Origin of the sequence: Pseudomonas sp. Pseusp3 (assembly GCF_047304225.1) — a bacterium.
Taxonomy (GTDB): domain Bacteria; phylum Pseudomonadota; class Gammaproteobacteria; order Pseudomonadales; family Pseudomonadaceae; genus Aquipseudomonas; species Aquipseudomonas fluorescens_CD.
Map to the genome: position 1 here is coordinate 1 of NZ_JBGLYV010000130.1, position 13,960 is coordinate 13,960.

11 protein-coding genes are annotated in these 13,960 nt (G+C 60.9%); 9 read left to right on the top strand and 2 right to left on the bottom strand.

Features of this window, described 5'->3' with window-relative positions; genetic code table 11:
• Window positions 1-148 precede the first annotated feature (148 nt).
• Entirely contained in the window at window positions 149-1,108 is a 960-nt protein-coding gene (locus ACCD00_RS27490; protein ID WP_008050845.1) for a tRNA dihydrouridine synthase, read from the top strand.
• Window positions 1,109-1,241: 133 nt separating this feature from the next.
• Window positions 1,242-1,688, top strand: a complete 447-nt coding sequence (locus ACCD00_RS27495; protein ID WP_413428420.1) for an Hsp20 family protein — start codon at window positions 1,242-1,244, stop codon at window positions 1,686-1,688.
• Window positions 1,689-1,743: 55 nt separating this feature from the next.
• Here ACCD00_RS27495 and ACCD00_RS27500 read toward each other — a convergent pair whose 3' ends face one another.
• Both ACCD00_RS27500 and ACCD00_RS27505 read right to left on the bottom strand, forming a co-directional pair.
• Window positions 1,744-5,022, bottom strand: a complete 3,279-nt coding sequence (locus tag ACCD00_RS27500; RefSeq protein ID WP_413428421.1) for a PAS domain S-box protein — start codon at window positions 5,020-5,022, stop codon at window positions 1,744-1,746.
• Between the two features lie 67 nt (window positions 5,023-5,089).
• Entirely contained in the window at window positions 5,090-5,980 is an 891-nt protein-coding gene (locus ACCD00_RS27505; protein ID WP_085716665.1) for a LysR family transcriptional regulator, read from the bottom strand.
• A gap of 148 nt (window positions 5,981-6,128) precedes the next feature.
• Here ACCD00_RS27505 and leuC point away from each other — a divergent pair, with 148 nt between their 5' ends.
• The 7 genes from leuC to ACCD00_RS27540 all read left to right on the top strand — a co-directional run.
• Complete coding sequence (gene leuC / locus ACCD00_RS27510; protein ID WP_413428422.1) at window positions 6,129-7,559, top strand: 3-isopropylmalate dehydratase large subunit; 1,431 nt, start codon at window positions 6,129-6,131, stop codon at window positions 7,557-7,559.
• Window positions 7,560-7,561: 2 nt separating this feature from the next.
• Window positions 7,562-8,206: a 3-isopropylmalate dehydratase small subunit gene (leuD, locus tag ACCD00_RS27515; RefSeq protein ID WP_413428423.1), complete on the top strand. Its 645-nt coding sequence runs from the start codon at window positions 7,562-7,564 to the stop codon at window positions 8,204-8,206.
• Window positions 8,207-8,355: 149 nt separating this feature from the next.
• Window positions 8,356-9,123: a class I SAM-dependent methyltransferase gene (locus tag ACCD00_RS27520; protein ID WP_413428424.1), complete on the top strand. Its 768-nt coding sequence runs from the start codon at window positions 8,356-8,358 to the stop codon at window positions 9,121-9,123.
• A 65-nt stretch (window positions 9,124-9,188) separates the two neighbouring features.
• Window positions 9,189-10,271 (top strand): 3-isopropylmalate dehydrogenase, encoded by a 1,083-nt coding sequence (leuB, locus tag ACCD00_RS27525; RefSeq protein WP_413428425.1) that lies wholly within the window; start codon window positions 9,189-9,191, stop codon window positions 10,269-10,271.
• Window positions 10,272-10,337: 66 nt separating this feature from the next.
• Window positions 10,338-11,450, top strand: coding sequence for an aspartate-semialdehyde dehydrogenase (asd, locus tag ACCD00_RS27530; RefSeq protein ID WP_007986960.1), 1,113 nt, complete (start codon window positions 10,338-10,340; stop codon window positions 11,448-11,450).
• Window positions 11,451-11,626: 176 nt separating this feature from the next.
• Window positions 11,627-12,637, top strand: a complete 1,011-nt coding sequence (locus ACCD00_RS27535; RefSeq protein ID WP_413428426.1) for an aspartate-semialdehyde dehydrogenase — start codon at window positions 11,627-11,629, stop codon at window positions 12,635-12,637.
• 205 nt (window positions 12,638-12,842) lie between these two features.
• Window positions 12,843-13,960, top strand: a 1,118-nt coding sequence (locus tag ACCD00_RS27540; protein ID WP_413428427.1) for a FimV family protein, incomplete at its 3' end; no start/stop codon positions are given.

The window sequence follows — 13,960 nt, forward strand, 5'->3', positions numbered from 1 at the left end:
GTCAACGATAACGCGACCAGTCTGGCTCCCCACGGTGGTCTCGGGTTTTTCGCGAGCAGGCTCGCTCCTACAGGGGGATCTGCGATGTTCTGCAGAGTCCTGCTGAAACCAGTAAACTGCTGCACGTTTTTCCTCGAGTGTGTTTTTCATGCAAATTGCTTTGGCGCCCATGGAGGGGTTGGTCGACGACATCCTGCGCGATGTGCTGACCCGCGTGGGCGGTATTGACTGGTGCGTGACCGAGTTCATTCGGGTCAACGACCAGTTGCTGACACCAGCCTATTTCCACAAATTCGGCCCGGAGTTGCTCAACGGTGCCCGGACAGCCTCCGGCGTGCCGCTGCGTGTGCAACTGCTCGGCTCCGATCCGGTGTGCCTGGCAGAAAATGCCGCGCTGGCTTGCGAGCTGGGTTCCGAAGTAATCGACCTGAACTTCGGCTGTCCGGCCAAGACCGTCAACAAATCCCGTGGTGGCGCGGTACTGCTCAAGGAGCCAGAGCTGCTCAACCAGATCGTCGAGCACGTTCGTCGTGCCGTCCCCGCACACATTCCGGTCACCGCCAAGATGCGCCTCGGCTTCGACAGCCCGGACGGTTCACTGGTGTGTGCCACGGCCCTGGCCGAAGGCGGAGCGGAACATATCGTGGTGCACGCAAGGACCAAGGTGGATGGCTACAAGCCACCAGCCCACTGGGAGTGGATTCCGCGCGTGCAGGATGTGGTCAAGGTGCCGGTGTTCGCCAATGGTGACATCTGGAGCGTCGAAGACTGGCGCCGCTGCCGCGAGATCAGCGGCGTGGAAGACATCATGCTCGGGCGTGGCCTGGTCTCCCGTCCGGATCTCGCCCGGCAGATCGCCGCGGCGCGAGCCGGTGAAGAGGTGGTCGAGATGACCTGGGCCGAGTTGCTGCCGCTGATCCAGGACTTCTGGCTGCAAGCCAAGGCGCAGATGACGCCACGCCAATCGCCGGGGCGCCTGAAGCAATGGCTGGCGATGCTGACCCGCAATTATCCCGAAGCGGTGGAGCTCTTCACCGTCCTGCGTCGTGAGACCGAACTGGATAACGTCTCGCGCTTGTTGGGGCTGCCGGTGGCTGAGGCCGCCTGAAACTTTTTTTAAAAAAAAGCAGAAAATACTCTCTTGAAATGCAATCAGCGGTCCCTATCTAAGGGTTACGCGATGCCGAATTCGGGTCGCGGAGACAAAAAACCTTGCTGATTGTTTTCAGGAGATTTGCATCATGGCTACTACATTTTCCATGGCACCACTGTTCCGTTCCTCGGTAGGTTTCGACCGTTTCAACGATCTGTTCGAAACCGCCCTGCGCAATGAGCCAGGCAGCACCTATCCACCCTATAACGTGGAAAAGCACGGCGACGACGAGTACCGCATTGTCATCGCAGCGGCTGGTTTCCAGGAAGAAGACCTGGAGCTGGAAGTCGAAAAGGGTGTGCTGACCATCAGTGGCGGCAAGCGTGACGCGAACACAGACGTCACTTATCTGTATCAGGGCATCGCGCAGCGTGCCTTCAAGCTGTCCTTCCGTCTGGCGGACCACATCGAGATCAAGGCTGCCGGCCTGAGCAACGGTCTGTTGAGCATCGACCTGCTGCGGGTGATCCCGGAAGAGGCGAAAGCCAAGCGCATCCCGATCAACGGGGCGCAGAAGCCGGCTCTGCAACACTGAGTCAGAGCAAGAGAAAAGGGCGCCATTGGCGCCCTTTTTTTGTGACCGTGTGCCGTCACTTCAGGAGTTTTTGAAACGCCTCCACCGGTAACGGCTGGCTGTGCAGATACCCCTGGTAGAAGTGACAATCCAATCCCTGCAAGAACTCCAGTTGCTCCGCTGTCTCGACCCCTTCGGCAATCACTTTCAAATCCAGGCTGTGGGCCATGGCGACGATGGCGCGGATGATCTCGGCGTCGTTCGGGTCGCTGGTGGCGTCGCGGATGAACGACTTGTCGATTTTCAGGGTGTCGACCGGCAAGCGCTTGAGGTAGGTCAGCGAGGAATAGCCGGTGCCGAAGTCGTCCATGGCGAAGCTCACGCCGAGTTTTTTCAGGCGGCGCATTTTGTTGATGGTGTCTTCCAGGTTCTGGATCACGATGCCTTCGGTGATTTCCAGCTTCAGCAACGTGCAGGGTAGCCCGTAGGTGGCGAGGCTGTTTTCGACCCGTTCGACGAAATCGTTCTGGCGGAACTGGCGCGGGCTGATGTTCACGCACAGGCTGAATTTGTATGGATTCACCAGTCCGTCGTCGATCAATTTCTTGAAGGCCTTGCAGGCTTCGTCGAGGATCCAGGTGCCGACCTCCAGAATCAGTCCGCTGTCTTCCAGCACCTTGATGAAGTCGGTGGGCGATTGCGCGCCGAGCTCCGGATGATTCCAGCGCACCAGGGCCTCGGCGCCGACGATGCGGTCGCCCCGGGCGTCGACCTGGGGTTGGTAATGCACGTGAAACTCGCCCCGGGACAGGGCCAGGCGCAAGTCGGTTTCCATGCGCAGGCGTTCGCTCGCGGCCTTCTGCATGGTGTTGTGGTACATCTGCGCGGTATTGCGCCCCGAGTCCTTGGCGCGATAGAGCGCGATGTCGGCGCGCTTGAGCAGGTCGGTCGGGGTCGAACCGTGATCAGGGATCAGCGCGATGCCGATGCTTGGCGTCACTTGCAGGCGCTGGCCGTCGAGGAACATAGGTTCCGACAGCAGTTCGCGGATGGTGTCGGCCAGTTCGCGAACCTGATCGCTGACTTCGCTGCGCGAACCTTCGAGACCGCTGAGCAGCACCACGAACTCGTCACCGCCCAGGCGCGCAACGGTGTCCTCCATGCGCACGCTGGCTTCCAGGCGCGCGGTGATGATTTTCAGCACGGTATCGCCCACCGGGTGCCCGAGGGAGTCGTTGATGTGCTTGAAGTGGTCGAGGTCGAGGAACATCAGCGCGCCACGCAGGTTATGACGTTTGAGCAGGGCGATCTGCTGGCTCAGGCGGTCCATCAGCAATGCGCGGTTGGGCAGGTTGGTCAATGGGTCGTGGTAGGCCAGGTGACGAATCTGCGCTTCGGCGTTTTTCAGCAGGCTCACGTCTCGCGCGGTCAACAGCAGGCAGGCGGTTTCGTTGAGGGTGATCGGCTCCACCGAGACTTCGACGGTGAGCAGTTCGCCGCGCTTGTTGCGCCCGAGCATTTCCTGATGATGAACCCGACCCTTGATTTGCAGTTCCGCCAGCAGTGCCGAGCGTTGTTTTTCTTCCGCCCAGATCCCGACCTGGTACACCGTGCGGCCCACCACTTCCTCGGCGCGGTAGCCGGTCAGGCGGCAGAAGCCGTCATTGACCTCCAGATAGCGCCCGGTGTCGCGTTCGGTGATGGTGATGGCATCGGGGCTTGAGTGGAAGGCCTTGGCGAATTTTTCTTCACTGGCCTTGAGCGCCGCTTCCGAACGCTGTTGCTGGGTGATATCGCGCAGCGTGGTGACGATGCAGGGCTGGTCGCCAACGCTGATCTGGCGGCTGGAAATCACGCAAGTCAGGGCCTGTCCATCCTTGTGCTGGACCAGAATGGCGACATTGTTCAGGCCTTGTTCGCGGATCACTTGTTCGATCCGTCGCAGGCTTTTCGCCGAGGCGTCCCACAGGCCGATTTCGTCGGCGCTGCGGCCAATCACATCGGCGGTGCTCCAGCCGAACGTCTGGGTGAAGCTGGAGTTGATTTCAATGAACAGACCGCTGTCCTGGTGGGTGACGCAGATCGGGTCGGGACTGACCTGGAACAGCGTGGCGAATTTCTCTTCGGAGGCCACCAGCCGTTGTTCGCGTTCCACCTGGTCCGTGATGTCGAGCAATGTGCCGGCCATGCGCACCGGCACGCCGTTTTCATCGCGGTAGAGGCGGGCGCGGCTTTCCAGGTAGCGCGAGCTGCCGTCGGGCAATTGCACGCGGTAGGTCAATTGATAGTTGCCGGCCGGGCCTTCACGCAGGCTGCGGTAGGCGTCGCGCATGGTGTCGCGTTCTTCGCCGGGCACGCCTTCGAAGAACTCGTCGAAGGACTCGTGGAAGGGTTTGGCGTCCAGGCCGTGCAGTTGGGCGGCCCGTGCCGATCCGTAGAGCATGCCACTGGGAATGTGCCAGTCCCAGGTGCCGAGTTGCGCCGAGTCCAGGGCCAGGTCGAGGCGCTCCTGGCTGTCCTTGAGGGCCTGTTCGGCGACTTTGCGTTCGGTGGTGTCAAGGAACGTGCTCAGCAGATAGGGCTGGCCTTCGAGCTCGACTTTTTGCGCACTGAGGATGCCGTCATGGATCTGGCCGTTGCTGGCGCGAAACTGCACTTCCATGCTGACCAGGTCGCCTTTGGCTTTAGTAGCCTTGACCAGGTCGGCCCGTTGCTCGGGATGCACCCACAGCCCCAGTTCGAGGGTGGTGCGGCCGATCGCGTTTTGCACCGGCCAGCCGAACAGGCTTTCGAAGTACTGGTTGGCTTCGGAGATCAGGCCGTCTTCCTGGCGGGTCAGCAGGACCATGTTCGGGCACAGGTGAAACAGGGTGGCGAAGCGTTTTTCCGAACTGCTCAGCGCCTGTTCGCGCTGGCGCTGGTGAGTGATTTCGCGGATCACGCCGATCATTCGTGGCCTGCCGTGCTTGTCCGGCAACAGGCTGCCGCTGATTTCCAGCCAGTGCAGGCTGCCATCGGGCCAGCGAATGCGGTGGTGCATGGCCTGCTCCAGCGGTGCGCCGGCGATGACCGCATGGAAGGCGCGAAGGGTTTTCGCGCGGTCTTCCGGCGGCAACAGGTCGAGGTATTCCAGATCATGTGGCAGCGGTTTCCGGGGATCGAAGCCGAACAGTGCCTGTGTGCCCCGGGACCAGCTGATCTGCCCGCGCTCGATGTCCCAATACCAGGCGCCCAGGCGCGCGCCGTTGAGCGCGGCCAGTAATTGCGAGGCGCTTTCCCAGCTCTGTTCGGAGCTTTTCGGGTCAAGTGCCTGAATACGCGGCATCGGCGGAATACGGTCAACAGATTTCGGCATTGGTAAGCCTTGAGCTGAGTTTGGGCATTTGTTGCAGGTGTTCGCGGCTCTATAGGAGTAGCACAAGTTAGCCTTGAGTCCCTGGCAGATCGAGTTGAGCGTCCAGCAGGGCCATGAAGGCCCGCGCAGCATTCGACAGCGTCCTTTCCGTGTGCAGGATATAGCCTAGCTGGCGAGTGAGCTGTATGCCCGGCAAAGGTATGCGCGCCACCTGATCATCGAGCATGGTGCGCGGCAAAACACTCCAGGCCAGGCCGATCGAGACCATCATCTTGATGGTTTCCAGGTAGTTGGTGCTCATGGCGATGTTTGGCGTCAGGCCTTGGGCTTCGAACAGCCGCTGCACGATGTGGTGGGTAAAGGTGTTGCCGCCGGGGAACACCGCCGGGTGTCGGGCGATGTCCGCCAGGCTGACTTTGCCGTTGTTGAGCAGAGAATGCTCCGGGGCGACCACGAAATCCAGCGGGTCGTCCCACACCGGCGTGGCCTTGACCAGTGCATGGGGTTCCGGTGCCAGGGTGATGACCGCCAGTTCGGCGCGGCCATGCAGGATTTCCTCATAGGCCACTTCCGAATCGAGGAACTGGATATCCAGCGCGACGTCTGGATAGCGTCGGGTGAACTCTCTTAATAAAGGCGGCAAACGGTGCAGGCCGATGTGGTGACTGGTGGCCAGGGTCAGACGACCGGTCACCTCGCCGGTGAGGTTGGTCAGGGCCCGGCGCGTATCATCGAGGACGTTCAGAATCTGATAGGCCCGCGGCAACAGGGCGCGCCCGGCTTCGGTCAGGCCCACTTCACGACCCAGTCGGTCGAACAGCCGCACCTTCAATTGCTGCTCCAGCCCGGCGATGCGTTTGCTGATGGCGGGTTGGGTCAGGTGCAGGCGTTCGCCGGCGCCGGAGAAGCTTCCGGTCTCGGCGATGGCGATAAAGGCATTGAGATTGGCCAGGTCCATGGATGCATTCCAGTTGGTTATCCAAAGCATAAAAAATATGAATTTGAGTTATTTAATGTAACCCCCTAGGATCGACCTCACAAGCCAAAGGGTTATTGAAATCGTCAAAGCCCGGGGCATAGAAACAAGCTGATGAGGAAACCGTCTGATGGCCGGCAAAACGCTCTACGACAAGCTCTGGGATTCGCATTTGGTCAAGCAGCGCGACGATGGCTCTGCGCTGATCTACATCGATCGTCACATCATCCACGAAGTGACCTCGCCGCAAGCCTTTGAAGGCCTGCGTCTGGCCGGGCGCAAGCCATGGCGCATCGATGCCAACATCGCGACCCCGGACCACAACGTACCGACCACACCGGAGCGCAAGGGCGGCATCGACGCCATCGTTGACCAGGTCTCGCGTCTGCAAGTCCAGACCCTCGATGACAACTGCGACGAGTACGGCATCGTCGAATTCAAGATGAATGACGTTCGCCAGGGCATCGTCCACGTCATCGGCCCGGAGCAGGGCGCAACCTTGCCGGGCATGACCGTGGTCTGCGGCGACTCCCATACTTCGACCCATGGCGCATTCGGCGCATTGGCTCATGGTATCGGCACCTCCGAGGTCGAGCACGTGCTCGCCACCCAGTGCCTGGTCGCCAAGAAAATGAAGAACATGCTGGTGCGCGTCGAAGGCCAATTGCCGTTCGGCGTCACCGCCAAGGACATCGTGCTTGCCGTGATCGGCAAGATCGGTACCGCTGGCGGTAACGGCCACGCCATCGAATTCGCCGGCAGCGCGATTCGCGACCTGTCCGTGGAAGGCCGCATGACCATCTGCAACATGTCCATCGAAGCCGGCGCTCGCGTTGGGCTGGTAGCCGCCGACGAAAAAACCGTGGCCTATGTGAAGGGCCGTCCATTTGCTCCGAAGGGCGCGGAGTGGGATCTGGCCGTTGAGGCCTGGAAAGATCTGGTCTCCGACGCCGATGCCAGGTTCGACACCATCGTTGAGCTCGACGCCACCCAGATCAAGCCGCAAGTCAGCTGGGGTACTTCGCCGGAAATGGTCCTGGCGGTCGATCAGAACGTGCCGGACCCTGCGAAGGAAATGGACCTGGTCAAGCGCGATTCCATCGTGCGCGCCTTGAAGTACATGGGTTTGACCGCCAATCAGGCGATCACCGACATTCAGCTCGACCGCGTGTTCATCGGTTCCTGCACCAACTCGCGGATCGAAGACTTGCGTGCTGCGGCCGTGATCGCCAAGGGCCGCAAGGTGGCTTCGACCATCAAGCAGGCCATCGTGGTGCCGGGCTCGGGCCTGGTGAAGGCGCAGGCCGAATTGGAAGGCCTGGACAAGATTTTCCTCGAGGCCGGTTTCGAATGGCGCGAGCCGGGTTGCTCGATGTGCCTGGCGATGAACCCGGACCGTTTGGAGTCGGGCGAGCATTGCGCCTCGACCTCCAACCGCAACTTCGAAGGCCGTCAGGGCGCCGGCGGTCGTACCCACCTCGTCAGCCCGGCCATGGCCGCGGCCGCCGCTGTGAACGGTCGTTTCGTCGACGTCCGTGAAATGATTCAGGGAGCGCAGTAAGCATGAGAGCATTTACCCAACATACTGGTCTTGTTGCACCTTTGGATCGTGCCAACGTCGATACCGACCAGATCATCCCGAAGCAGTTCCTGAAGTCGATCAAGCGTACGGGCTTCGGCCCGAACCTGTTCGATGAGTGGCGCTACCTGGATGTGGGGCAGCCGTACCAGGACAACTCCAGGCGTCCGCTGAACAAGGACTTCGTCCTCAACGCCGAACGTTACCAGGGCGCCAGCGTCTTGCTGGCCCGCGAGAACTTCGGTTGCGGCTCCAGCCGCGAGCACGCGCCGTGGGCGCTCGAAGAGTACGGTTTCCGCAGCATCATCGCGCCGAGCTATGCCGACATCTTCTTCAACAACAGCTTCAAGAACGGCTTGTTGCCGATCATCTTGAGCGATGCCGAAGTTGACGAACTGTTCCAGCAGGTCGAGGCCAATCCGGGCTATCAGCTGCAGGTCGATCTGCAGGCCCAGACCGTGACCCGCCCTGACGGCAAGGTGTTGAGCTTCGAAATAGACGCGTTCCGCAAGCATTGCCTGCTCAATGGCCTGGACGATATCGGCCTGACCTTGCAGGACGGCGATGCGATTGCTGCGTTCGAAGCCAGGCATCGGGCGAGCCAGCCGTGGTTGTTTCGCGACGCTTGATTGATCCGGGATTTGTATAGATAGGGCCGGCCTCTTCGCGAGCAAGCCCGCTCCCACATTTTGAAATGCATTCCAATGTGGGAGCGGGCTTGCTCGCGAAGACGGCAGCCCAGACACCACAAGGCTAAACCCTGAAAAAGGAAGTCCCAATGACCAGCACCGCCCAGCACACCCAGGTAGTCCAAAAGCAATTCGGTGAACAGGCTTCGGCCTACCTGAGCAGCGCCGTACACGCCCAGGGCACTGAATTCGCGCTGCTACAGGCGGAACTGGCAGGGCAGGGCGAAGCCCGGGTGCTGGATTTGGGCTGCGGCGCCGGTCACGTGAGTTTTCATGTGGCGCCGCTGGTCAGGGAAGTGGTGGCCTACGACCTGTCGCAGCAGATGCTTGACGTAGTGGCTGGCGCTGCTGTCGATCGTGGCTTGAGCAACGTGACCACGGTCAAGGGTGCCGCCGAGCGCCTGCCGTTCGCCGATGGCGAGTTTGATTTCGTCTTCAGCCGCTATTCGGCGCACCATTGGAGCGATCTTGGTGTTGCCCTGCGGGAAGTGCGTCGGGTGTTGAAGCCGGGCGGGGTGGCGGCGTTCATCGACGTGTTGTCACCGGGCAGCCCGCTGTTCGACACTTACCTTCAAAGCGTCGAAGTGCTGCGCGACACCAGCCATGTGCGCGATTATTCCGCCGGTGAGTGGTTGCGCCAGGTCAGCGAGGCGGGGCTGCATACGCGCAGTACCACCCGTCAGCGCTTGCGCCTGGAGTACAACAGCTGGGTCGAACGCATGCGCACACCTGATGTGATGCGCGCGGCGATCCGGGCGTTGCAGCAGTCGATGGGCAGTGAAGTGCGCGAATATTTCGAGATTGAGGCCGATGGTTCGTTCAGTACCGATGTGCTGGTGCTGATGGCTGAACGATAAGCTCTGAACGATAGAATTTTTCCGGGCGCGCCCAAGGGCGCACCGACTGATGACATGAGGAAAGCATGAGCAAGCAGATTCTGATTCTCCCAGGTGACGGTATTGGCCCGGAAATCATGGCCGAGGCGGTCAAGGTTCTGGAATTGGCCAGCGACAAGTTCGCTTTGGGCTTCAACCTGAGCTTTGATGTGATCGGTGGCGCGGCCATCGACAAGCACGGCGTGCCGCTGGCCGACGAGACCCTGGAGCGTGCCCGTGCAGCCGATGCGGTGTTGCTGGGCGCCGTTGGCGGCCCGAAATGGGACACTATCGAGCGTGACATCCGCCCTGAGCGCGGCCTGCTGAAAATCCGTGCGCAACTGGGCCTGTTCGGCAACCTGCGTCCGGCGATCCTGTACCCGCAACTGGCCGAGGCTTCCAGCCTGAAGCCGGAAATCGTTGCCGGGCTGGACATCCTGATCGTTCGCGAACTGACCGGCGGCATCTACTTCGGCGCGCCACGTGGTACCCGTACCCTGGAAAACGGCGAGCGTCAGTCCTACGACACCCTGCCGTACAGCGAAAGCGAAATCCGCCGTATCGCCCGAGTCGGTTTCGACATGGCCATGGTGCGTGGCAAGAAGCTGTGCTCGGTGGACAAGGCCAACGTACTGGCGTCCAGCCAGCTGTGGCGTGAAGTGGTCGAACAAGTGGCCAAGGATTACCCTGAAGTCGAACTGAGCCACATGTACGTCGACAACGCCGCCATGCAGCTGGTGCGTGCACCGAAGCAGTTCGACGTGATCGTCACCGACAACATGTTCGGCGACATCCTGTCCGACCAGGCCTCGATGCTCACCGGCTCCATCGGCATGCTGCCGTCGGCGTCCCTGGACACCAACAACAAAGGCATGTACGAGCCGTGCCACGGTTCGGCGCCGGACATCGCGGGCAAGGGCATTGCCAACCCGCTGGCGACCATTTTGTCGGTGTCGATGATGTTGCGTTACAGCTTCAACCAGCAGGCTGCGGCCGATGCCATCGAGAAAGCCGTCAGCCTGGTGCTGGATCAGGGCTTGCGCACCGGTGACATCTGGTCGGCCGGTTGCACTAAAGTCGGTACGCAGGAAATGGGTGACGCAGTAGTCGCCGCGCTGCGGAATCTGTAATCTCTCGGGCCCGCTGCCAAATTCAAGACAAGGCAGCGGCCCACATTTCAAGAAGGTGTAGTTGCGATGAAACGTGTAGGTCTGATCGGTTGGCGCGGTATGGTCGGTTCCGTGCTCATGCAGCGGATGCTGGAAGAGCAGGATTTCGATCTAATCGAGCCGGTGTTTTTCACCACTTCCAATGTCGGTGGCCAAGGCCCGTCCGTGGGCAAGGACATTGCTCCGCTCAAGGACGCTTACAGCATTGAAGAGCTGAAAACCCTCGACGTGATTCTGACCTGCCAGGGTGGCGACTACACCAGCGAAGTCTTCCCCAAGCTGCGCGAAGCCGGCTGGCAGGGCTACTGGATCGACGCCGCGTCCAGCCTGCGCATGCAGGATGACGCAGTGATCGTTCTGGACCCGGTGAACCGCAAGGTCATCGACCAGCAACTGGACGCGGGCACCAAGAACTACATTGGCGGCAACTGCACCGTCAGCCTGATGCTGATGGGCCTCGGTGGCCTGTTCGAAGCTGGCCTGGTGGAGTGGATGAGCGCCATGACCTATCAGGCGGCCTCCGGTGCCGGCGCGCAGAACATGCGTGAACTGATCAAGCAAATGGGCGCGACCCACGCCTCTGTCGCCGATCAATTGGCCGATCCGGCCAGCGCGATCCTCGACATCGACCGTCGTGTTGCCGAAGCCATGCGCAGCGATGCATACCCGACCGAAAACTTCGGCGTACCGCTGGCCGGCAGCCTGATCCCGTGGATCGACAAGGAACTGCCGAACGGCCAGAGCCGCGAAGAGTGGAAGGCCCAGGCCGAGACCAACAAGATCCTCGGTCGCTTCAAGAGCCCGATCCCGGTCGATGGCATCTGCGTGCGTATCGGCGCCATGCGCTGCCACAGCCAGGCACTGACCATCAAGCTGAACAAAGATGTACCGATCGCTGATATCGAAGGGTTGATCAGCCAGCACAACCCTTGGGTCAAGCTGGTGCCGAACAACCGTGAGACCAGCATTCAGGAGCTGAGCCCGAACAAGGTCACCGGCACCCTGAACATCCCGGTTGGCCGTCTGCGCAAGCTGAACATGGGTTCGCAATTCGTCGGCGCGTTTACCGTCGGCGACCAGCTGCTGTGGGGCGCGGCCGAACCGCTGCGTCGCATGCTGCGGATCCTGCTCGAGCGTTGATTGTTTGAAGCAATGAAAGAACCCGCGCTTTGAGAGAGGCGCGGGTTTTTTTATCCTTGTGGGAGCGGGCTTGCTCGCGAAGGGGCCATCACAGCCAACACAAGGCCCGGCCGAATTGCCTGCATGCCAGTCACCCGGTAAAGTGCCGCTCCCCCCGTTTCGCCAGAGGTCAAACCATGAGCCAGTCCATTGATATTGCCGTTATCGGCGCCACCGGTACTGTTGGCGAAACACTTGTGCAGATTCTCGAAGAGCGCGATTTCCCGATCGGCACCCTTCACCTGTTGGCCAGCAGCGAATCGGCTGGCAGTTCCGTACCGTTTCGCGGCAAGAACGTGCGGGTGCGGGAAGTCGATGAGTTCGACTTCAGCAAGGTGCAGTTGGCATTCTTTGCCGCCGGCCCGGCGGTTTCGTTGAGTTTTGCTTCCCGTGCGACCGATGTCGGTTGCTCGGTGATCGATCTCTCCGGTGCCTTGCCGGCGGAAAAGGCGCCGCAGGTCGTGCCCGAGGCCAACGCTCAGGTGTTGGCCGGCTTGAAAAGACCGTTTCAGGTCAGCAGTCCAAGTCCGTCGGCCACCACGCTGGCGGTGGTGCTCGCGCCGCTGATGGAATTGCTCGATTTGCAGCGCATCAGCCTGACCGCCAGCCTGGCAGTATCGGCCCAGGGCCGCGAAGCGGTGACTGAACTCGCCCGGCAAACCGCCGAACTGCTGAATGTGCGGCCGCTGGAGCCGAAATTCTTTGATCGGCAAATGGCCTTCAACCTGTTGGCCCAGGTCGGCAAACCGGATGAGCAAGGTCATACGTTGCTGGAAAAGCGCCTGGTGCGTGAGCTGCGCCAGGTCATGGCGTTGCCTTCATTGAAGATTTCCGTCACTTGCATTCAAGCCCCGGTGTTTTTTGGCGATAGCTATAGCGTGACCCTGCAGTCCGCGAGTGAAATCGACCTGGCGAAGGTCAATGCAGCCCTGGAGGACGCACCCGGAATCGAGCTGGTGGAAGCCGGCGATTACCCGACGCCGGTGGGCGATGCGGTAGGGCAGGATGTGGTTTATGTGGGTCGGGTTCGCCAGGGTATCGACGACCTGTCGGAACTTAATTTGTGGCTGACGTCAGATAACGTACGCAAAGGCGCAGCGCTCAACGCTGTGCAGCTGGCTGAGTTGTTGATAAAAGACCTGCTGTAAAAGATACTTTGCAACAATTTGTCGAATGATTCCGGGCGAGCCTATGCTTGCCGGAATGCTGAAGGCGAGCCACTTTGCGGGGCTTTCCGGGGCATCAATGAAATGACCGCGCGCGACGACTCTCGCCGTTGCGCGCAATGCCTTACGGCAGCGGCTATCAATACCTTCTCGCTGGCCGAGGAATGTTCAAACTAAGGATGAGCTAATGGTTCAAGTTCGCAAACTGGTGTTAGCAATAGCGGCCGCCTCGGCGCTGTCCTCCGGTATGGCGCATGCCCTCGGGCTCGGGGAGTTGACCCTGAAATCGACGCTCAACCAGCCGCTGGTAGCGGAAATCGAGCTGCTCGATGTCAAGGACCTCACCGCTGCTGAAGTGGTGCCGAGCCTGGCTTCGCCGGAAGATTTCACCAAGGCCGGTGTCGATCGCCAGGCGTTTCTCAATGACTTGACCTTCACCCCGGTGCTTAACGCCAGCGGCAAAAGCATCCTGCGCGTGACCTCCAGCAAGCCACTTTCCGAACCCATGGTGAAGTTCCTGGTTCAGGTCATGTGGCCGAACGGCCGTTTGCTGCGCGACTACAGTGTGTTGCTCGATCCATCGAAATTCTCGCCGCAGACCGCCGAGGCGGCTGCGCAGCCTGTACCGACTCAATCCGTCGCCGCGCCGGTTACCGGTGCGACCAAGCCGTCCCGATACACCACCACGCCACGGGATACCCTGTGGGAAATCGCCGCAAAAGCGCGTAATGGCGGTTCGATCCAGCAAACCATGCTGGCCATCCAGGCACTGAACCCGGACGCCTTCATTGACGGCAACATCAACCGCTTGAAAACCGGCCAGGTGCTGCGCCTGCCGGACCAGGCGCAGAGCACGAACCTGCCGCAACCCAAGGCCATTGCCGAAGTGGCCGCGCAAAACAAGGCCTGGCGTCAGGGCCGCCGTTATGTGGCCAAGCCCGGGGCAGGGCAGCAGCAGATCGACGCCACCAATCGCGCTCGCACCGATGGTGCTCCGGCTCAAGCGGCTGTTGACAAGCTGAGCCTGGTTTCCGCCGAATCCGGCAAGAACCGTGGCAAAGGTGCTGCCGGAGATGCCACGGCCCTCGCCAACAAGCTGGCGCTGACCCAGGAAAGCCTCGACACCAGTCGTCGTGATAACGCCGAACTGAAAAGCCGCATGGCCGACCTGCAAAGTCAGGTGGACAAGCTGCAACGCCTGATCGAGTTGAAGAACAATCAACTGGCCAAGTTGCAGGTCGAGGGCGCGAATGGCGCACCCGCCGCCGCAGCGGCCCCGGCAATGTCGGCCGAGCTGGCTGCAAG

Excerpts from the sequence above, each read along its gene's own strand:
- ACCD00_RS27490 (WP_008050845.1), top strand. The coding sequence starts at position 149 with ATGCAAATTGCTTTGGCGCCCATGGAGGGGTTGGTCGACGACATCCTG.
- ACCD00_RS27495 (WP_413428420.1), top strand. The coding sequence starts at position 1,242 with ATGGCTACTACATTTTCCATGGCACCACTGTTCCGTTCCTCGGTAGGT.
- ACCD00_RS27500 (WP_413428421.1), bottom strand. The coding sequence starts at position 5,022 with ATGCCGAAATCTGTTGACCGTATTCCGCCGATGCCGCGTATTCAGGCA.
- ACCD00_RS27505 (WP_085716665.1), bottom strand. The coding sequence starts at position 5,980 with ATGGACCTGGCCAATCTCAATGCCTTTATCGCCATCGCCGAGACCGGA.
- leuC (WP_413428422.1), top strand. The coding sequence starts at position 6,129 with ATGGCCGGCAAAACGCTCTACGACAAGCTCTGGGATTCGCATTTGGTC.
- leuD (WP_413428423.1), top strand. The coding sequence starts at position 7,562 with ATGAGAGCATTTACCCAACATACTGGTCTTGTTGCACCTTTGGATCGT.
- ACCD00_RS27520 (WP_413428424.1), top strand. The coding sequence starts at position 8,356 with ATGACCAGCACCGCCCAGCACACCCAGGTAGTCCAAAAGCAATTCGGT.
- leuB (WP_413428425.1), top strand. The coding sequence starts at position 9,189 with ATGAGCAAGCAGATTCTGATTCTCCCAGGTGACGGTATTGGCCCGGAA.
- asd (WP_007986960.1), top strand. The coding sequence starts at position 10,338 with ATGAAACGTGTAGGTCTGATCGGTTGGCGCGGTATGGTCGGTTCCGTG.
- ACCD00_RS27535 (WP_413428426.1), top strand. The coding sequence starts at position 11,627 with ATGAGCCAGTCCATTGATATTGCCGTTATCGGCGCCACCGGTACTGTT.